This window comes from Tundrisphaera lichenicola (assembly GCF_051175385.1).
Lineage (GTDB): Bacteria > Planctomycetota > Planctomycetia > Isosphaerales > Isosphaeraceae > Tundrisphaera > Tundrisphaera lichenicola.
On the sequence record NZ_CP195106.1, the window covers coordinates 5,754,490 to 5,773,064 of the forward strand.

Consider the following 18,575-nt stretch of genomic DNA (forward strand, 5'->3'; position numbering starts at 1 on the left):
TCTTGGGGCTTACGGCGGTTGGAGTCGTTCGCCCCCTCTCCCACGAGGGGAGCGGGGGTCGATTTTCGCCGATGCCTTGATCCTCGACTCCTGGGAGTCTGTTCCCCTCCCCCCTGGTGGGGGAGGAATAGGGAGAGGGGGGCCAGGAATCAAGGCACCACCAGAAATCGCGGCTACACCCTAGCGGACGGGTCCGGGCGCGAGCAGGCCTCGACTCCGGAGCCAGTTGACGCAGAGCCCCGTCCAGCTCGACGGGAGCTTGTCATCCTGCCGGACGCCGAAGTCGTGGTCCCCCGTCGCGTAAATGTGCAGTTCGGTCGGGACCCCCGCCTCTTTCAGGGCCAGATACATCACCACGCTGTTCACCGAGTCGGACCCTCCGTGATGCTCGCCGTCGTCGGAGGCATGGGCCAGGAAGATCGGCGGGGTCCCCTCCGGGAAGGAGAAACCGGGCCGGATCTCATCCCGGTCTTTGGCCTTGAAGTAGCCCGAGTAGCAGAGGATCGCGAAATCGGGCCGACAGCTCACGTCGTCCACGGCGTCGATCCGCTCGTAGAGCCGTTTCGGGAACCCCGTCGCGGTCGCCAGCGCGAGGTGGCCCCCCGCCGAGAATCCGACCATCCCGATCCGATCCGGGTCGATCCCCCACTCCTTCGCCCGGCTCCGGACCAGGCTGACCGCGCGCTGGGCATCGAGCTGCGGGCCGAGGGGAGGCTCTCCCTTCACATCCCCGGGGCGTCTCGGGCATCGATACTTCAGGATGATCCCGGTCATCCCCTGCGAGGTCAGCCAGGCGGCCACCTCCTCCCCTTCGAGTTCCCAGTACAGGTCCCAATAACCGCCCCCCGGGCAGATCACCATCGCCGTCCCGGTGTTCTTCGACGGGTCGGGACGATAGACGGTGAGGGTGGGCTTCGTCACGTTGGTGATCAGCTTCGTCGGTCCCACGATGGGAGATTGATGAATCCGGCTGGTCTCCGGTCGATCGAGCCCGACATCCCCCGGGACCTTCCCCGGCCAGAGTTCGACCACCAGGGGCTCGGCCGACAATGCCGAGGACGAGCTTAATAAGCCGATCAGAAGCGTCGCAAGGAGAGTGATCCTGGACATGCTCGGACCTCCTACAGGTCTGGGAAACGGGAGGCTCCCGGGGACGGAGTCCTTCGAAATCGGCACCTCGCCACGGCTGGAACCAGGTCTCGCACGGTCGGACACCAGACAGGAAGGGTCGCATCGCGACGCGAGATCGGCAACAATTTTCACCCGGCCGGGCGAACGGGTCGCGAGGCGTCGACGATTCGAGGAGTCGAAGAATGAGCACGAGGCCAACCCTTTTCACCCCGGTGAAACTCGGTGCGTTGGAATTACCGAACCGGATCGTGATGTCGCCCATGACTCGGATCCGGGCCGATGAGGGGTGCATCCCGTCGGAGCGGATGGTCCGCTACTATGCCCAGAGGGCGACCGCGGGCCTCATCATCACCGAAGGGACCCACCCCAGCCCGATGGGGCGAGGTTACACCTACCCCCCCGGCCTTCACAACGAAGAACAGGCTTCGGGATGGCGGAAGGTCACCGACGCCGTCCACCAGGCCGGTGGAAGGATCTTCGTGCAACTGATGCACGCCGGGCGAGTCTCGCACTCCTCGCTCCTTCCGGGCCACGCCCTGCCCGTGGCCCCGTCGAGCATCGCGATCTCCGGCGAGATCCACACCTTCGACGGCAAGGTCCCCTTCGAGACGCCCCGCGCACTGGAGACCGAGGAGATCCACGGGGTCGTCGAGGACTATCGACGAGCGGCCGAGTTGTCGATCGAGGCCGGATTCGACGGGGTGGAACTCCACGCGGCGACCGGCTACCTCCCCAACCAATTTCAGGTCACCGGCTCGAATCGGCGGACCGATGCCTACGGAGGCTCGCTGGAGGGGCGAACTCGGTTCACCCTGGAAGTGCTGGACGCCCTCTGCCAGGTCCGCGGCGCGGATCGGGTCGGGATCAAGATTTGCCCCGGATTCACCGTCAACGACACGTTCGACGACGACCCCGCCGGGACGTACACCGAACTCGCCCGGCGGCTCAACCCGCTCGGACTGGCCTATCTCCACGTCGGGTACGATAGCGGCTACTCGCGAGGGACCACCCCGCCCTTCAACCCCACCGACCTCCTCCGACCGATCTATGACGGGACGCTACTCGCGGTGGGCGGATTCACGAAGGCATCCGGAGAGTCTGCGCTCGCTGCAGGTCGGGCCGACCTGATCGTGTACGGAAGGCCCTTCATCTCGAATCCCGACCTCGTCGAGCGATTCCGGCTCGATGCCCCGCTGAACCCCGGGAATCCCCACACATTCTACGGCGGCGACGATCGCGGCTATACCGACTATCCCCGGCTGGCTCCCTGAGGGCGAGGTTGCAACTTGCGGTTGGCCAAACCCGAAGTCCCCACTGCGGATCGATTAGTCAAACTATTTCCTTTGCCAGGAAACGTAAGTTTAGATCGAGCGAGTCTAGGTGAACTTATCGAGAAGAGTTCCCTTAAGGAAGGGATGGCGAATCGGACCATTGGGTTCGTTTTTCCAGGCCTATGCAGGACGGAGATGGTGAGTCGAGGAGCTTGGGTTCGTATTTCCCAGGGGGCTGACGAGTGATTGGGTTCGTTTTTTCCACGGGATCTCGCGAGCCTCAAACCTTGACTAAAAAACCACTTATCACCATTTCCACGCCATCTCCGTTAGCGTCTTCAATCCAGGATCGCGGCGTATCTCCCCGCTTGCCCGATGGAAGCGAGGCCCGGGTCGCCCTATGATGAAGCCCCCCTGCCCTGCCCGCTGATCGGGACGGATGGGCCGGGGGATCACGACCGGAAAGCGAGGCCTCAGGTGCGTACGATCCAGATCAACGGCGGCCGGGTGATCGACCCGAGCCAGGACCTCGACCGCGTGACCGACGTCTGCCTGGGTCGGGGGCGGGTCCTGGCCATCGGCGAGGGATTCGAGGAGGCCGACCTCGTCATCGACGCCCGGGGCATGATCGTCTGTCCGGGACTGATCGACGTACACGTCCACCTTCGCGAGCCCGGCAACGAGGAAGACGAGACCATCGCCACCGGCGCAAGGGCAGCCCTGGCCGGGGGTTGCACCTCGGTGGCATGCATGCCCAACACCCGCCCTGCGCTCGACAGCCAGGGGGCGGCCGAGTTCGTCGTCCTCCAGGGTCAGCGGGCCGGGTTCGCCAACGTCTACCCGGTCGGGGCGGTCAGCAAGGGTCGCGAGGGAGAGGAACTGGCCGAGCTGGGGCAACTGGTCGCGGGCGGCGCGGTAGCCTTCACCGACGACGGGGCTCCGGTCTCGTCGGCGTCCCTGATGCGTCGGGCCTTGCAGTATTCGAAGATGTTCGATCGCTGCATCATGCAACATTGTCAGGTGATGGAGCTGACGACGGGCGGGGTGATGAACGAGGGATTCGAGTCGATGAAGCTCGGCCTGGGGGGGATGCCCGCCGCCGCCGAGGACATCATGGTCGCCCGCGATATCCGCCTGGCGGAAATCACCGGAGGCCGGCTCCACATCCAGCACATCTCGACCGAGCGGGCCGTCGAGCTGGTCCGCGAAGGGAAGCGTCGGGGGGTCAACGTCACCGCCGAGGCTTGCCCCCACCACTTCACCCTGACCGACGAACGACTCCGCACGTTCGACTCCAACTACAAGATGAATCCGCCCTTACGAACGCAAGCTGATGTCGACGCGGTGATCGGCGGGCTCCGCGACGGGACTATCGACCTGCTGGCGACCGACCACGCCCCGCACGCTCCCGAGAAGAAGCTGCGCGAGCTGGATCAAGCCCCGTTCGGGATCGTCGGACTGGAGACCTTGATCCCGATCACCGTCCTCGGGCTGATCGAACCCGGCCACCTGACCTGGTACGAGGCGATCCGCAAGTTGACCGTCGAGCCGGCCAAGCTCCTGGGAATCCCCAAGGGGACGCTCCGACCGGGGGCCGACGCCGACGTGACCATCATCGACCCGACGACACCCTGGACGATCGATCCGGCCAAGTTCTACTCCAAGAGCCGGAATACCCCTTACGGCGGCTGGAACGTCCGGGGGCGGGCCCATACGGTGATCGTCGGCGGGGAGGTCAAGCACACCCTCGGAGGGATCATCAACGAACCGGGGATGCCGATCGCCCCCTGAGAGGGCGGGGAGATTTGCCGAAAATCGTTCGATCGCGTATAGTTAGATCGGGGAACGAGATCCACCACGACCCCGGCCCGACACCGATGCGCACGTTGATCGATGGATACAACCTGATGTATGCCGGCGGCCTCCTGGGCCCTCGGTTGGGTCCCGATCGGTTCCGCAAGGTCCGGAACCGGTTCCTCAACGACCTGGCCTCCTGGCTCGACCCGGTCGAGGCCCACCTGACGACCGTGGTGTTCGACGCCGTGGAGGCCCCACTCAACCTCCCGCAGGCCACCCGCCACAAGGGACTCGCCGTCCTTTATGCGATCGAGAATGAGAGCGCGGACGAGCGGATCGAGGAATTGATCTCCCAGCATAACAGCCCGAAGTCGCTCACCGTCGTCTCCTCCGACCACCGGATCCAGAAGGCGGCCTCGCGGAAACGGGCCAAGGTCCTGTCGGCCGACGACTACTGGGTCCGGCTCGACCAGCTCAAGGGGACCCGGCGACTCGCGACCAAGCCCGAGAAGCCGATCCGGGCCGAGATCCCCTCGGCCGAAGAGGCGGAATTCTGGCTCGAGGAATTCCGAGACCTGGTGGAGTCGGAGGAGGTCCGCGAAGCCTTCAAAGGCGACCCGGCCTTCCCGACCGACGAAGAGCTGGCCCGGATCGCCCGCGAGGTCGAGGACGAGTTCCTCGGTCGATGAGATCGCGGCGACCTCCCGCCGGGCCGGCCTGGAGGGTGGAACCCTCACGCGGGGTATGGTAGAACCGTCCCCGGAATACAAGGCCCTCCCCAATTGCCAGGTCTCCCACCGAACGTCCAGCCAAGGCCCGAAGCCCCATGAAAGTCCATGAATACCAGGCCAAGGATCTGCTCAAGGCCGCCGGTGTCGCCGTGCCCGACGGCATCGTCGTCTCGACTCCCGACGAGGCGGCCGACGCCTTCGAGAAGCTCGGCGGCGGCTTGATCGTCGTCAAGGCACAGGTCCACGCGGGCGGCCGGGGTAAAGGGATCGCCATCGGCCCCGACGACGACCGGGGCGAGGCCCTGGAGATCGCCAGCGGGATCAAGCCTCGCAAGGAAGGGATGGCCAAGGGGGTCCAGCTGGTCCGCTGCAGGGAGGACGCCACGCGAGCCGCGTCCGAACTCCTGGGCAAGACCCTGGTCACCTACCAGACCGGGGCTGATGGGCAGGCGATCAAGAAGGTCCTCGTGACCGTCGGCCACGACATCGCCAAGGAACTCTACCTCGGGCTGGCGGTCGACCGGGAGCTGCAATGCCCGGTCCTGATGGCCACCACCGAAGGCGGGGTCGACATCGAGATCGTCGCCCACGAGACGCCCGAGAAGATCCACCGAGAGCCGATCGACGTGAACACCGGGCTGCTCGACTTCCAGGCCCGGAAGGTCTGCAAGGCCCTCGGCCTGAGCGGCGAGAGCGCCAAGAACGGCGGCAAGTTCCTCAAGGCGTTCGTCCAATTCTTCCTCGAATCCGACGCCTCGCTCGCCGAGATCAACCCCCTGATCGTCACCGACAAGGGCGAAGTCCTGGCACTCGACGCCAAGCTGAACTTCGATGACAACGCGATGTTCCGCCACAAGGAGATCGCCGCCCTGATCGACGTGGACGAGGAAGACCCCAACGAACTCCGGGCCGGCAAGAGCGGCCTCAGCTACGTCAGCCTCGAAGGCGACATCGCCTGCCTGGTCAACGGGGCCGGCCTGGCCATGAGCACCATGGACCTGATCAAGTACCACGGAGGGGAGCCGGCCAACTTCCTCGACGTCGGCGGCGGAGCCCAGAAGGATCAGGTCCTCGAAGCTTTCCGGATCCTGCTGGCCGACCCCAACGTCAAGGCGGTCCTGGTCAACATCTTCGGCGGGATCATGAAGTGCGACACGATCGCCTCTGCCCTCCTGGCCGCCTACGACGAGATCGACTTCAAGGTGCCCCTGGTCGTCCGACTCGAAGGGACGAACGTCGAACTCGGCAAGAAGCTGCTCGATGAGTCCGGCCGGAAGATCATCACCGCCGACGGCCTGACCGACGCCGCCAAGAAGGTGGTCGCGGCGGCCAAGGGTGCGGCCTGATTCGAGTCATCGGAGGGTTCCCGAATCGATCCCGCAGAAATGATGGGAGACGCTAGCCATGGCGACCTCGACACGAACGCCCGCCACGCTCGAAGACCTCGCCAGGGTCGAGGGCAAGGCAGAACTGATCGGCGGGAGGATCGTTCACTTCATGGCCAGCGGTGATGCTCCCTCGGAAATTGCGTTTGAAGTCGCCGTGAGCCTCCGCGACTATGCCCGGCGGAACGGCGTCGGCGTGGCCTTTCCCGACGGCGTCGGTTATGCCGTCGACCCGCCGCTCGCAAACGGCCGGCAATCGTTCCAGCCAGACGCTTCTTATTATGTCGGCCCACGACCGGCCAATCGAATGCTGTTCATCGAAGGGACTTCGACCCTGGCCGTCGAGGTCCGGAGCGAGAACGACCACGGCCCTGCGGCAGAGTCGGAGTTGGAGGCCAAACGGGCCGACTATTTCGAGTCGGGCACCCTGGTCGTCTGGGATGTCGATCCGATCGCGAAGACGATCTCGCCCTATCGAGGCGACCCGGCCCGCCCGGTCGCCGTCTTCGGGATCGGCCAGACCACCAATGCGGAACCGGCGGTCCCGGACTGGCGTCTGATCGTCGATGAGCTTTTCCGGTAGATTACGTTTCTTGGATCGGCGAAGTCCCGATACTAATGGGAGATCGAAGCCGATGGAGACCGAGTCGATGGGTCGGGTGACCGTCGAGGCCACGATTGAGAATCTTCGAGATGTCTGGGACGTCGAGCGAGGATCGACTCCTCCTGAGAACGCGAGAAAGCTTGTGGTTTCGGACGCGCTGATCGATACGGGAGCGACCTTGCTCTCGATTCCCAGAAGCATGATCCATGAGCTAGGACTGTCGCAATTTACCACGAAACGCGTGAAGAGCAGCATCGGTATCGCCGAGGTCGGGATCTATGACGCAGTCCGACTGACGATCCAGGGACGCAGTTGCACGATGGACGTGATGGAAGTTCCCGACGGTGTCCCGGTCCTGATCGGTCAACTCCCGCTCGAACACCTCGACTTCGTCGTCAACCTTCGCGATCACACGCTGATCGGCAATCCCGCCCACGGCGGTGAGCATATGTACGAGCTATTTTGATCGCTCCTCGGATTTCAGCCCCACAGAACAACCCGCGAAGCCTCCTCACTCGGAAACCTACGCATGAGCATCCTGGTCGACAAGAACACGCGGCTGATCTGTCAGGGGATCACCGGCAAGGCGGGCGCGTTCCACAGCGAGCAGTGCCGCGATTACGGGACCAATCTCGTTGGCGGAGTGACCCCCGGCAAGGGCGGGACGACCACCCTGGGCGTCCCGGTCTTCGACACCTGCGAGGAGGCCGTCAAGGCCACCGGCGCCAACGCGACCATGATCTTCGTCCCCCCGCCCTTCGCGGCCGACTCGATCCTGGAAGCCGCCGACGCAGGGATCGCCCTGATCGTCGCGATCACCGAAGGGATCCCCGTTCTCGACATGGCCCGGGCGGTGGCCTACCTGAAGGCACATCACCAGGGCGTCCGCCTGATCGGCCCGAATTGCCCCGGCGTGATCACGCCGGGGGCTTGCAAGATCGGGATCATGCCCGGCTATATCCACAAGCCGGGACGCGTGGGCGTCGTCAGCCGTTCGGGCACCCTGACCTACGAGGCGGTCTGGCAGCTCACCAACCTCGGGATCGGGCAGAGCACCTGCGTCGGGATCGGCGGCGACCCGGTGAACGGCACGAGCTTCGTCGATACCCTGATGATGTTCGAGGCCGACCCAGACACCGACGCCGTCCTGATGATGGGAGAGATCGGCGGGAATGCCGAGGAACAGGCTGCCGCGTTGAAGGCGTCGGGCAAGTTCACCAAGCCGCTGGCCGCCTTCATCGCCGGCCAGACCGCCCCGCCCGGCAAGCGGATGGGCCACGCCGGAGCGATCATCTCGGGGGGATCGGGCAAGGCCTCCGACAAGATCGCCGCCCTCGAAGGAGCGGGCATCCTGGTGGCCAAGAGCCCCGCCGACATGGGCATCTCGCTCCAGGCTGCCCTCAAAGCATGAGCCAGGACCACGACCCACTGGCCAATCCCTGGACCACCACGAGTTCTCGACGGATTTACGAGAACCCGTGGATCAGCGTCCGCGAGGATCAGGTCGTCCGCCCCGATGGTCAGCCCGGAATTTACGGGGTGGTCCACTACAAGAACAAGGCCATCGGGGTCCTGCCCGTCGACGATGACGGCAATGTCTGGCTGGTCGGCCAGTACCGATATCCGCTGGGCCTCTACTCCTGGGAAATTCCCGAAGGGGGAGGACCCGAGGGGGAGGAACCCGAGGCGACCGCCCGTCGCGAACTTCGCGAGGAGACGGGACTGATCGCCGAGAGCCTGGAGTTCCTCGGCTGCTCGCATCTCTCGAACTCGGTCAGTGATGAGATCGCTTATCTCTACCGGGCGACCGGCCTGACCCAGGGCGAGAGCGAGCCCGAGGAAACCGAGCGGCTCCAGGTTCGCCGATTCACCTGGGGCGAGGCCTGGTCCATGATCCAGGATGGACGGATCACCGACTCGATGAGCTTGATCGCCCTGCTCCACGAGGCGGTCCGGCGGGCTCGGGCGATCGAGAAGGCTTCCTGAATCTCTCGATCAGGGGATGGTTCATCAAATCAGCCGCTTGCCTGGCGACGAGAGCCGAGCTACATTCCTCCTCGATGAACCCTCGCCCCATCCTCGCCTCCTCCAGAAGGCGGCGCTGCGGCTTGTGCTTGCTCAGAGCCGGGAGATTCACCATGATCCGCTCGAAAGTTTGGTCGATTCCGTTCGTCGTCACATTCTTGGCATCGACGGGTGTCGCCCAGGAAAGCACGATCGCGTCTCGGGAACTCGACGCGCAGATCGAGAAATCCATCGTTCAGACGATCAATGTCGGCGTCCCGCTCTACAACGGAGGGGACGCCGCGGGCTGCTACCGGGTCTATCAAGGTTCGCTGATTTCACTGGGGCCAATGCTGGGATATCGCCCGGATCTCCAGGCAGCCATCCAGAAGGGCTTGGCAGCATCCGATACGATGCGGACCTACGAACAGAGGGCCGTCGCCCTGCGTTCCACGTTGGATGGGGTCCGGGCGGGGATGGCTCCGAGGGTCGCACCGTCCTCGCTCTGGTCTCGTCTCGGCGGAGAGCCGGCGGTCCGTGCCGTCGTCCACGACTTCGTCATCCGGGCCGCGACCGACCCCAAGGTCGATTTCACCCGGGGCGGCAAGTATCCCCTCGACGCCGACGGCGTCAAGCACATCGAGCAACTCCTCGTCGAGCAGATCAGCTCGGTCTCCGGCGGGCCCTTGAGGTACACCGGACGCGAGATGAAGCCGGCCCACGCCGGGATGGCCATCACCGAGGCCCAGTTCGACGCCATCGCCGGGGACCTCGTCGCCGTCCTCAACTCGTTCAAGGTTGCTCAACGCGAGATTGATGAGTTGGTCGGAATCATCGCCACCACCAAGGACGCCATCGTCGAGAAGGTTCGCGACACTCCCCCCCCGCCTCCGGTTCCCGTGCCAGCCGTACCCGATGTCCCGATCGACCCCAACTCGCTCTGGGCACGGCTGGGTGGTGAGCCCGCGATCCGGGCGGTGGTCCACGACTTCGTGGCGAAAGCCGCCGACGACCCCAAGGTCGATTTCACCCGGGGCGGCAAGTATCCCCTCGACGCCGACGGCGTCAAGCACATCGAGCAACTCCTCGTCGAGCAGATCAGCTCGGTCTCCGGCGGGCCCTTGAAGTACACCGGGCGCGAAATGAAGCCGGCCCACGCCGGGATGGCCATCACCGAGGCCCAGTTCGACGCCATCGCCGGGGACCTCGTCGCCGTCCTCAAGGTCTACCGGGTACCGCAAAAGGAAATCGATGAGTTGATCGGCATCATCGCCACCACCACGGACGCCATCGTCGAGAAGGTTAACTGATCCTCGGGGCAGGACACCTTCTCGATTCCGGCAACTTCGGTCGTCTTGAAGTCGGAGATCCAGCCAACCAGGCGAGCCCGCTTGACCATGAGGAGTCAAGGGGGCTCGGATTTATATTCGTCGGAGTTATCGAACTGTATTCTGAACGGAGAAGTGCTGAAACCAAGAGGGCAACTTAACGGGCCGCCAGATGTTTTGAACCAAAGATGGCTTCCGATGGGAAGTACTGACCAGGGCAGGCGGTCGGGCTGTCGGCGAATTGATCATGGCTACCGGCGTGGTCGGCCGTGATCTGGTATCGCTCGGTCAAATAGGCAACCAGCGCACGAGCCGCCGCGATCTGTCGAGGGGTGGGCGGGGCCTGATCGAGGTTCCCGACCAGGCAGATCCCGATGCCGTACTCGTTCACCTCAGGGGTCCGGCCATTCCGGCAGTGGACGCCGTTCTTCTGGTTCAACCATCGATCGGCGACTTCGATCTGGCCATCGGGGCTATCGGTCCCATTGCCGATCACGAAATGATAGCCGCAGCCTTCGAAGCCCAGGACCTTCCGATGATCGCGATCGATCTGATCGTACCCCCCCTTGGCATTGGCACTGTGGTGGAGCACGACGTATTTCCAGGGCCGGTCGGCCTTGGGGGGTTGAAAGAGGTCGAACGGATCGTTCAGGAAAGGACGGACCTCCTCGCGAGATGACACCCGAGGAGTCCGACGGGGAGCACTGGCCTTCCGACCGGTGCTCCGATACGCGCTGGGCTTGGTCAGTTCCACACCCCCGGAGGAGGAGGAGGAAGGCGTCAGTCCATCCTGCGAAGGCTGATTGAGCGGCGGTTCATCGGCCTCGTTGGGAACCGGGGGGGAATTCCGGGTGCGGATCACGGGCTCCGAATTGATGGGGGCCGGGGCCAGGGCATTCGGGGCGAGAATCGGCTCGAGGTCGGGTTCGGTCGTCACGGTCCCCTGTGGTTCCGCAGGGACGACGATTGCCGGAGCGGTCCCGGCCTGGATGGGAGTGGTGAATACAGGACGCATGGAAGCCCGACGATGGCTGCAGCCGACCACAACCATCAGGATCAGGGCGGGCACACCAAGGCGGCCGAGTCGCGACGCGCGCACCGAGAACGGGACCATTTTCCGATGGACCATGGGACTCTCCTGGGACGGGAATTACGGGGATTCGAGGGGGAGGCTCAAGGGTGCGACGAGGAACCTCGGTAGTGCAACCAGGATGCCGGACTTCTTTAAATTGATTCGCTCATCCGAACCAATCTCTTTCCGGTTCGACTCAACTCTACACGCCAGAATGCCGAAGGCGAAAAAAACGAGGAGATTTTTCCGATTCTCCTCAAGTCGATCGAGCCCCCTTCCGAGGTCCCTTCCAACCCCACCGGTTGTAAGAACCGTCGTCATCCGTGGCGGCTTCGCCAATCGGCGTCAAGATCAGGATGAGGTCAGGCAAGGATCGCCAGTCCGACGCGATCGTCCCCTAACCGGAACATTCCCCGGGCGCAAGCACGAACCTTGAGTCGCAGTTTCGTGCGACGATCGCGTTGAGGCGGTGTTCCGAAACGCTCCCGACGAGCCTTTCAGTCGACTTCGGGTTCGAGCGCCTTCTCGAGGTCGTCGAGCGACGATGTGTTCAAGGTCTCGCCGAGCAAGGCGCTCAGCTGAAGCCCCACCAATGCCTCGCTGGGACTCTTCCGGTCGAGGACCAGGTTCATGTAGGGCTCCGCCCCGACCAGGACGGCACGGGGCTTCCCGTGAACGGTGAGAACATATCGGACGTCGCTACGTTCGAGTTCCCGGAGGATGGTCGGAAGATTCTGGTGCAACTCGCGACTCCCGATGATCCGGACGGGCGAGTCGGACGATTTTTCCGCCATGATCCGCGGCTCCTCCTGAACAGAGTAGGAACATCCCAGGGCGCAACATCTCATCAGGTCCGGTTCGACCGGACGGTCTCGGGGGGGATGAGACACGGCGGATGAGGCTGATTCGGATGATCGAGCGGTCGAAACTCAGAGATTCAATTCGACCCCTCGACGATATCGATAGGCGACAAAGGATGTGATTCGGGCCGAGCGACCGGCCCAGAGTCCGCGTCTATTATGGAAGGGGTAGCGAGTGATTGCAAGGGTTCACAACACCGGACGACCGGTTTGCGGGCGATCGGAGTAACCGAAGTTCGAGCGGATCTCGTTTCTTACATGGGAGATGAGATCGAACAGAATCAATGGGGCGATTGGAGCGATCCGGCCATCTGGTAGTAATTCGCGAGGCCGTGGTTCCCCTTCTTCGCGTAGTAGTCGGCCAGGAGCCGACAAGTGGCCTGATGGCCGGGTTTCTGGCGAAGAATCAGGTTGGTCCATTCCAGACCCTCCGCCTCGTGCCCGTTCTCGATCAGCCATTTGGCCACCTCGCACCGGAGTTCCGTATCGCTCGGGCGAGCGACGAGCTGATTCCTGAGTTCCAGGACGCGATCCGACTCTTTTCGAAGCTTCTCGGAGATCGCGGCTTCTTCGAGCGAGAGGTCATCCTGGCCCGCCGACTTCAACGCCCTCGAATAGTTGTAGTGAAGCTCGAAGTCGAACGGTGCGATCTCGATCGCCTGCTTGAAGTGGTCGATCGCCGACTCGACCCGGCCGATCCTGAGTTCGATCAAGGCGAATTCACGGAGAGCTTCCATGGAACGCGGGTTGATCGCCAGGGCTTCCTTGAAATGCTCGGTCGCCCCCTGGATGTCGCCCTTCAGGAAGGCAACCTTGCCGGCTCCGATGTGACCTGGCACGCCCTTCGGTTCAAGCTCGAGATATTTCTCGAACTCGACCTCGGCCTCGTCGTTCCGGTATTCCGAGAGGAGGAGCTCGGCCAGTCCCAGCCGGGCCGAGGCGAGCTTGGGATCCCGTCGCAGGGCCTCCCGGTAATTGTTCATGGATTGGGCCGGTTCGGGCTCCATCCGCTCATCGACCTGGATCCGGCGGAGATAAGGCCGAGGGTCGTCGGGGGCCGCTTCCATCCATCGATCGATCACCTTCGCCGCCTCGGCCACCCGGAAGTTGCCCATGTAGACCCTGGTCAGGGCCTCGGCGATCTCAGGTGTCAGGCCGTCGGGATCCTCGATCGCCGCACGGAGGGGCAACTCGGCCTGCTCCAGCTGGCCGGCTCGGGCCAGCAGGATGGCCCGGAGGACCATCAACTGTTGGGGAGGGTAGCCCCGATCGAGCGATTCCTGGATCGCCGCGAGCGCCTCGACGGGCTTGTCGAGCAGGACCTCGAGCCGGGCTCGATAATAGGATGGTTCGCCGTCTCGGGGCCGTTCCTCGGCCCATCGAGCGATCCGTTCGCGGGCCAGGTCGTACTGGCGAGCCGCCAGCGACTCGCGGACCGATTTCCGGATCGACGCGGAGGGATCGCTCATTAGCCACGACATCAGGGCGGCGATCGCGAGGAGTCCGACGATCCCCAGGGCGGCCTGCCGGCCCCATCCCCAACCCGTTTTCCGACCCGGACTGACCTGAGACTGGCCCATGAATGATGCCCCGGTGGCCTCGGGATCGAGGCCTGGTTGATCCGTCGATCGATCCCGGCCGATGGCCGGCCCAGCATCGCCCATCAGCGAGCCGCCCGCCGATCCTGGGACTTGTGAATGCGGATGTGGTGATCCGTAAATCGCGTATAAGGGATGACTTCCTCGGATTTAGGCATATGGCAATCGAGACATCCCTTCGCGGGATTGACCGGGCATGACGAAGCGTCTACCCGATCGGACGTCGCGGATTTCGGCTCGCCCGACTCGTGGCAGGCCAGGCATCGGGCCTCATAATAGGCGGGGTCGGTCTCGACGTCCTTGTGAGGGTCGTGGCAGGTCACGCAATCGATCCGGCCGCCGCTCTCGGTCACGCATCGGCTGAACGGGAACGTGGTGCCCTGAAATCGGACGAATCGAGGGTCGGAAGGGGGTATTTCTCCGCCGGCCGCGTGACATTGGCCACAGAGCGCCATGCGTTCCGAATGGCTGGCCAGGCTCGGTCGGGCGATAGCGGGATCGGGGAATTTGGCCTCAATCGCGCGAATATGATGATCTCCGGGTCCGTGACAGCGCTCGCAGCCGATACCCCGATCGGCGACCGCCGGCCCTCCGCGATCCGTCTCCGAGTCGAATCGCGTGGCGTGGCAATTCAAGCAATCCCGGAAGTTGTCCTCGTTCAGGAGATCCCCGAGATACTCCGCGGGGAGGTTCGGGTTCGGGTTCACCCCAGATGTCATGCCCCAGGTCTCGCCGCCATGATAGTAGGAAACGCGGAGCGAGCGATGGCCGCCCGAATCGTCGTGGGCGACCATCGTACTCCCGTGGCGACCCGAACCCAGAACGTACTCCACCAGGGCACGTGAGGTCCGGCCATCGATCTCCGTGTTGATCGTCAAACGATCCGACGACCGCTCGAAGCGATGGACAACCTTGGGCTCCTTCGGGTCGACGATCGGGCCATCGGGCACGCGCGTCGTTTTCAGACCTTCTCCCCAGGCCAAAGTCTGGGCGTGCCTGCTGTTTTGCTGGTTTTCATAGATCGAGCGATGGCACCCGGCACACCGAGAGGCACCAACGTAGCGAGCGGGTTCCGGGATCAGAGGAGTCTCCTTACCGAAATCGCCGGCCCGGCCGAGAGCCCGGCTCGCCTCTTTCAGCTCGCCGTCGACGAGGAGTGCTCTGCTGAGGAGCCAGTTCGCCTCCGGATCGTTCTCGGGCCCCGCGACCCGGCCGAGCCACTCGCGCGCCTGGGCCGTCCTCCCACCTTCGAGCGAAAGTCGAGCCAGGAGCTTTCGGGCCAGGGTAGGATCTTCGAGCCTGAGGAGTTCGGGACGATGCCGGCGTAGGAAGCGGTCGAGGATGGGGTCGGCACCACCGGAGATCCCGCCCTGGTCGGCGATCGCCGCGAGGCCCACCACCAGTTCGGCCAGGGCGGAAGGGGCGGGGATCGAGGCGAGGCGAGGCACGAGGAGCCCCGTAGCCTTCGAGCCTTTCGGCCTTGCTCCAGGATCGGCCAATGCCTGGATCGTCTCTGGATGTTTCCGGTCGAGCTTCGAGGCCGCATCCAGCGCGGCCATTCCCAGGTCGAAGCGTCCCTCATCGATCAGACCTCGACCGATCAGGTAGAGATCTTCCGCCTCAAGACCATCGCCACCGACCCGGGCGTCGATGGCCCGAGACTCGCGGGCCTGACCGATCCGCGCGAGACCGCGCGCCTTGAGTCGCAGACTTGCTCGGTCGTCGGGAGCTTTCGATAGGTGTCGATCGGCCAGTTCGACCGCCTTGCCCCAATCTCCTTGCTCGTAAGCAATCCTGCCTCGCTCGGCCGCCGACCCACCCTGAATATCGATCCAACCCGACAAGACGACAACGACGAGCGTCAGGCCGACCAGGCCAGCGATCCCGGCGAACCAGACGACTCGCCTTGAGGTCCTCGGCTTGAAATTCATCGACGTCGCAACTCCAGATCCGGACCGAACAAGCCGAGCCATCGAAGCATCTTGATCCGGGTGCTTATCGGCCGTCGGTGGTCCGCTCGGACCCGAGCAGCAAGAGGAGCGATTGCTCAAGTTCCGCCGGCCTGAATCCGAACGGCCCTCGACCTCCTTTGTAGGCGATCCGGCCCTCGCGATCGATGATATACATTCGGCTCGGGAGGGCGCTATAGAGCGTTTCGACCCGATCATCCATCGTATCGATCAGCATCGGCAAATCCAAGTCGAGACTCTTCCGGCAAGTCTGGGCCATCTCGACCCGCTCGTTGAAACTTCGAGGCTGATTGAAAACCACGTTGGATTTGAGGTTCTCCTCCATCTGCCAACCGTCGGACGGGTGAGCTTCCCGAGTGTAGACCACCAGGAAATGGGCCCGATCTCGGTAGCGACGGAGCAGGAGTTCGAGGCTTCCGGAATGATTCCGGAACGGACCACAGGTGAAATTGCCGAAGATCAGGACCACCGGTTTGCTGGGATAGAGCTTCGATAGCGTGACCTCCGACCTGCCGTCCGCAGTCGGCAGCGTGAAATCGGGCGCGGGCTCGTCCAGGGCGGGTCCGGCCCTCATCGATCCCAACTCACCACGGAAGAAGGCGCGGACCATTGACTGCTGAGACGCCCGGGAGGGCGGAGCCTGGACCGGACCTACCATCCGCTCCAGGAGCCCCGGCCTGGGAGTCAGCGAGAAGGCCTCCTGGAAGTCGGACAGGGTCAAAAAGGTGATCCCGTCTCGTGTGGCTTCCTGGAACCTCTGATCGACTTCCTCCTGGATGTTCGCCAAAATAATTCGGATGATCGGGTCGGCGAACGAGGCCGTGAGCATCTGCTCCCACTCGGCCTTGCTGAGCCGAGAATCGTGGTCCCGATCGGCGCTGGCGAAGGCGTTCAGGGGGTAATTCTCGTCCTCACTCCTCCCGGTCCGGGCGAAGGCCGAGAACTCGAAATCAGGCTCGGTCAAGCGTCCGTCGCGGTTGCGATCGATCCGACGGAAATCGGCGGACGAGACGCCAGCCTCGGCCCTGGAGACCTGACCGTCGACGTCGCGATCCAGGCGATCGCGGGTCTTCGGCCAGTCGAATCGGTTTTTCGATACCCCCTTGCGATACCATCCGCTCCTGGCCTCGATGGTGCGGTCCGAGGCGACTTCGACGAACATCGCCAGCCATTCGGGATATCCAGGCCAGGCCTTCTCCAGCTTGTCCGTCGGGGAGAGTCGGGGTTTGGCATGGTTCACCCGAGGCCGGGACATGAGCTGAGGGAGGATTTTCGGCAAGCCCGCCGCGTTCGCGGACGGTCCCTCCATCGCCGTGAGAAACGCGGCCAGGAGAAAGGCCCAGATCCTGGTTGAGGGCCGATCGGAATGTAAATCGATGATGACGAATCGTCGATACGACTGCACTTCGAACGCTCCGGTAGGGATCAAGAGGTGCAATTGTCGGCGGCGGTCGGGATCGGACTCCTCGGCCGCCGCCGAGCGTCATCATGTGACGGGGATGACCCGATGGTCGATGGCGAATCGGCGGCCGCGCGGCGACTTGAAGTCGTAATTGCCCAGTCCGAGGTTCCCGGCCAGGGTGATGTGTTGCGGTTGTCGGATGTCGAAGCCTTCGGTGCCGAAGGGGTCGATCCCGGCCTGTCCGGTTGCGGCGACGGCGGGCAGGCCTTTTTCTTTACGCTTGGCGTCGATGATCGTCCACTCGACGCGATCCATCGCCACCGGGTCGGTCGCGAAGAAAAGCGTGTTCGCGTCCCAGGCGAACTCCGGATTATTGCCGAACGGCCCCTTCTGATAGATCCCGCGGATGCCGTCCATGATGTGGAGGACGACCTTCTTCCGGAGGATCGGGTGGCTCACGACTTCCGGAATGAACTGGTTGCAGACGTTGGAACTCGGGGTGCTGTGCGACCGGGCCACGTTGTTCACGGAGCCGTGACTGATATTCTTGAGGGCTCCGGTCACGCCGGCCGAGCCGTGATCTTTCAAGACCGGCAGCATCACCAACTTGTTGACCCGCTTGGTGATGAACAGGCCCAGGTGAGACCGGAAGTTCCGGTCGTCCTTGGGGTCGGCCCCGTGGTCGATCAGGTTCATGTGGACGAACTCGTCGGGGTCGTAGCCCGCGATCGGATCGTTCTTGGACTCGGCCCAAGAGAGCGTGGTTTGCGAACCACCTCCAGGGGTCAGGCCACCCCAACGGATCTCCGGCGGCAGGATCTTGTCGTATCCCGGCCCCATGAACTCGCCCTTGTACCGGTCATAGACGAACATGTCGGTCGTCTTGACCCCGGCGGCCTTCAGGCCTTCGATGACCTCGAGGACCAGTTCGGGCGAGGTGGGAGCCATGGGATGGCCGTTGGGCACGACCTTGATCCCGACAACATCGCCGGGCTCGAAGAAGCTTCGCCAGGCTTCGACCGAATCATCGGCGCCGGTGAGTTCCTTCATGCCTCGGGCGACGGTCGCCTTGATCGCCTCGCGATCTCGGACGCCATCCTTGATCAGCCCCGGGTGTCGTGCCTCGATCACACGCCCGGGGTATGGGCCTGGGATGCCGAGCTTGGTGTTGTCCAGGGCGACCCGGGGGTTGGCAGCGGCAAGAGGCTCGGCCGCGGATACGAATTGGACCCCTTCGAGCAAGGGGACCATGGAGGCGGCCGCGAGGAGTTTTCGGCGGGAAAATCCACCGCAAGGATAGGGCTTTGTCATCGTGAGAGTTCCCGGATCGATCCGCCCCGGAGGCCGGTCCGCTCCCCTGGAGGAGCAAGGACCGGCGACCGACTCGGACCATGGCGAAGGTTAGGTCGACAGGGGCGGTCG

General features: G+C 63.9%; 17 protein-coding genes. 9 read left to right on the forward strand and 8 right to left on the reverse strand.

The genetic code is table 11. From position 1 onward, the window contains the following. Positions 1-180: 180 nt before the first annotated feature. Positions 181-1,110 carry an alpha/beta hydrolase gene (locus P12x_RS22570; protein WP_435007142.1) on the reverse strand — a complete coding sequence of 310 codons (930 nt, stop codon included), beginning with the start codon at positions 1,108-1,110 and terminating at the stop codon, positions 181-183. Positions 1,111-1,313: 203 nt separating this feature from the next. On the opposite strand from P12x_RS22570, the gene P12x_RS22575 reads away from it, so the two are divergent. The 9 genes from P12x_RS22575 to P12x_RS22615 all read left to right on the forward strand — a co-directional run bounded on the left by P12x_RS22575 (position 1,314) and on the right by P12x_RS22615 (position 10,233). Further along, positions 1,314-2,402 (forward strand): alkene reductase, encoded by a 1,089-nt coding sequence (locus P12x_RS22575; protein WP_435007144.1) that lies wholly within the window; start codon positions 1,314-1,316, stop codon positions 2,400-2,402. Positions 2,403-2,879: 477 nt separating this feature from the next. Continuing rightward, positions 2,880-4,193 carry a dihydroorotase gene (locus P12x_RS22580; RefSeq protein ID WP_435007145.1) on the forward strand — a complete coding sequence of 438 codons (1,314 nt, stop codon included), beginning with the start codon at positions 2,880-2,882 and terminating at the stop codon, positions 4,191-4,193. Positions 4,194-4,279: 86 nt separating this feature from the next. Then, entirely contained in the window at positions 4,280-4,888 is a 609-nt protein-coding gene (locus tag P12x_RS22585; RefSeq protein WP_435007147.1) for an NYN domain-containing protein, read from the forward strand. A 137-nt stretch (positions 4,889-5,025) separates the two neighbouring features. Continuing rightward, positions 5,026-6,276: an ADP-forming succinate--CoA ligase subunit beta gene (sucC, locus tag P12x_RS22590; RefSeq protein WP_435007148.1), complete on the forward strand. Its 1,251-nt coding sequence runs from the start codon at positions 5,026-5,028 to the stop codon at positions 6,274-6,276. A gap of 58 nt (positions 6,277-6,334) precedes the next feature. Beyond that, positions 6,335-6,898 carry a Uma2 family endonuclease gene (locus P12x_RS22595; RefSeq protein WP_435007150.1) on the forward strand — a complete coding sequence of 188 codons (564 nt, stop codon included), beginning with the start codon at positions 6,335-6,337 and terminating at the stop codon, positions 6,896-6,898. A 52-nt stretch (positions 6,899-6,950) separates the two neighbouring features. Beyond that, positions 6,951-7,385, forward strand: coding sequence for an aspartyl protease family protein (locus P12x_RS22600; protein WP_435007152.1), 435 nt, complete (start codon positions 6,951-6,953; stop codon positions 7,383-7,385). Between the two features lie 63 nt (positions 7,386-7,448). Beyond that, positions 7,449-8,330 (forward strand): succinate--CoA ligase subunit alpha, encoded by an 882-nt coding sequence (gene sucD, locus P12x_RS22605; RefSeq protein WP_435007153.1) that lies wholly within the window; start codon positions 7,449-7,451, stop codon positions 8,328-8,330. Beyond that, on the forward strand, positions 8,327-8,905 hold the full coding sequence (locus P12x_RS22610; protein WP_435007155.1) for an NUDIX domain-containing protein: 579 nt from the start codon (positions 8,327-8,329) through the stop codon (positions 8,903-8,905). The genes sucD and P12x_RS22610 overlap by 4 nt, the downstream gene beginning before the upstream one ends. Before the next feature lie 152 nt (positions 8,906-9,057). Beyond that, on the forward strand, positions 9,058-10,233 hold the full coding sequence (locus tag P12x_RS22615; protein WP_435007156.1) for a group I truncated hemoglobin: 1,176 nt from the start codon (positions 9,058-9,060) through the stop codon (positions 10,231-10,233). A 175-nt stretch (positions 10,234-10,408) separates the two neighbouring features. Here the strand turns inward: P12x_RS22615 and P12x_RS22620 are convergent, their stop codons facing one another. The 7 genes from P12x_RS22620 to P12x_RS22650 form a co-directional block, all read right to left on the reverse strand. After that, the gene (locus tag P12x_RS22620; RefSeq protein ID WP_435007157.1) at positions 10,409-11,380 is read right to left on the reverse strand and encodes a peptidoglycan recognition protein family protein; all 972 of its coding nucleotides are present in this window, start codon (positions 11,378-11,380) and stop codon (positions 10,409-10,411) included. A gap of 21 nt (positions 11,381-11,401) precedes the next feature. Then, positions 11,402-11,644, reverse strand: a complete 243-nt coding sequence (locus P12x_RS22625; RefSeq protein WP_435007158.1) for a hypothetical protein — start codon at positions 11,642-11,644, stop codon at positions 11,402-11,404. Between the two features lie 176 nt (positions 11,645-11,820). Then, positions 11,821-12,117 carry a type II toxin-antitoxin system prevent-host-death family antitoxin gene (locus P12x_RS22630; RefSeq protein ID WP_435007160.1) on the reverse strand — a complete coding sequence of 99 codons (297 nt, stop codon included), beginning with the start codon at positions 12,115-12,117 and terminating at the stop codon, positions 11,821-11,823. 347 nt (positions 12,118-12,464) lie between these two features. Then, positions 12,465-13,763, reverse strand: coding sequence for a tetratricopeptide repeat protein (locus P12x_RS22635; RefSeq protein ID WP_435007161.1), 1,299 nt, complete (start codon positions 13,761-13,763; stop codon positions 12,465-12,467). Positions 13,764-13,846: 83 nt separating this feature from the next. Further along, positions 13,847-15,712 (reverse strand): multiheme c-type cytochrome, encoded by a 1,866-nt coding sequence (locus P12x_RS22640; RefSeq protein WP_435007162.1) that lies wholly within the window; start codon positions 15,710-15,712, stop codon positions 13,847-13,849. Between the two features lie 64 nt (positions 15,713-15,776). After that, complete coding sequence (locus P12x_RS22645) at positions 15,777-17,156, reverse strand: deiodinase family protein (protein WP_435007163.1); 1,380 nt, start codon at positions 17,154-17,156, stop codon at positions 15,777-15,779. A gap of 81 nt (positions 17,157-17,237) precedes the next feature. Continuing rightward, entirely contained in the window at positions 17,238-18,464 is a 1,227-nt protein-coding gene (locus P12x_RS22650; RefSeq protein ID WP_435007165.1) for a DUF362 domain-containing protein, read from the reverse strand. Positions 18,465-18,575 lie beyond the last annotated feature (111 nt).

Bases quoted from the DNA above. Each gene is read 5' to 3' on its own strand.
- P12x_RS22585 (WP_435007147.1), top strand. From the start codon at position 4,280: ATGCGCACGTTGATCGATGGATACAACCTGATGTATGCCGGCGGCCTC.
- P12x_RS22595 (WP_435007150.1), top strand. From the start codon at position 6,335: ATGGCGACCTCGACACGAACGCCCGCCACGCTCGAAGACCTCGCCAGG.
- P12x_RS22640 (WP_435007162.1), bottom strand. From the start codon at position 15,712: ATGAATTTCAAGCCGAGGACCTCAAGGCGAGTCGTCTGGTTCGCCGGG.
- sucD (WP_435007153.1), top strand. From the start codon at position 7,449: ATGAGCATCCTGGTCGACAAGAACACGCGGCTGATCTGTCAGGGGATC.
- P12x_RS22575 (WP_435007144.1), top strand. From the start codon at position 1,314: ATGAGCACGAGGCCAACCCTTTTCACCCCGGTGAAACTCGGTGCGTTG.
- P12x_RS22600 (WP_435007152.1), top strand. From the start codon at position 6,951: ATGGAGACCGAGTCGATGGGTCGGGTGACCGTCGAGGCCACGATTGAG.
- P12x_RS22635 (WP_435007161.1), bottom strand. From the start codon at position 13,763: ATGGGCCAGTCTCAGGTCAGTCCGGGTCGGAAAACGGGTTGGGGATGG.
- P12x_RS22610 (WP_435007155.1), top strand. From the start codon at position 8,327: ATGAGCCAGGACCACGACCCACTGGCCAATCCCTGGACCACCACGAGT.
- P12x_RS22615 (WP_435007156.1), top strand. From the start codon at position 9,058: ATGATCCGCTCGAAAGTTTGGTCGATTCCGTTCGTCGTCACATTCTTG.
- P12x_RS22570 (WP_435007142.1), bottom strand. From the start codon at position 1,110: ATGTCCAGGATCACTCTCCTTGCGACGCTTCTGATCGGCTTATTAAGC.
- P12x_RS22630 (WP_435007160.1), bottom strand. From the start codon at position 12,117: ATGGCGGAAAAATCGTCCGACTCGCCCGTCCGGATCATCGGGAGTCGC.
- P12x_RS22625 (WP_435007158.1), bottom strand. From the start codon at position 11,644: ATGACGACGGTTCTTACAACCGGTGGGGTTGGAAGGGACCTCGGAAGG.
- P12x_RS22620 (WP_435007157.1), bottom strand. From the start codon at position 11,380: ATGGTCCATCGGAAAATGGTCCCGTTCTCGGTGCGCGCGTCGCGACTC.
- sucC (WP_435007148.1), top strand. From the start codon at position 5,026: ATGAAAGTCCATGAATACCAGGCCAAGGATCTGCTCAAGGCCGCCGGT.
- P12x_RS22650 (WP_435007165.1), bottom strand. From the start codon at position 18,464: ATGACAAAGCCCTATCCTTGCGGTGGATTTTCCCGCCGAAAACTCCTC.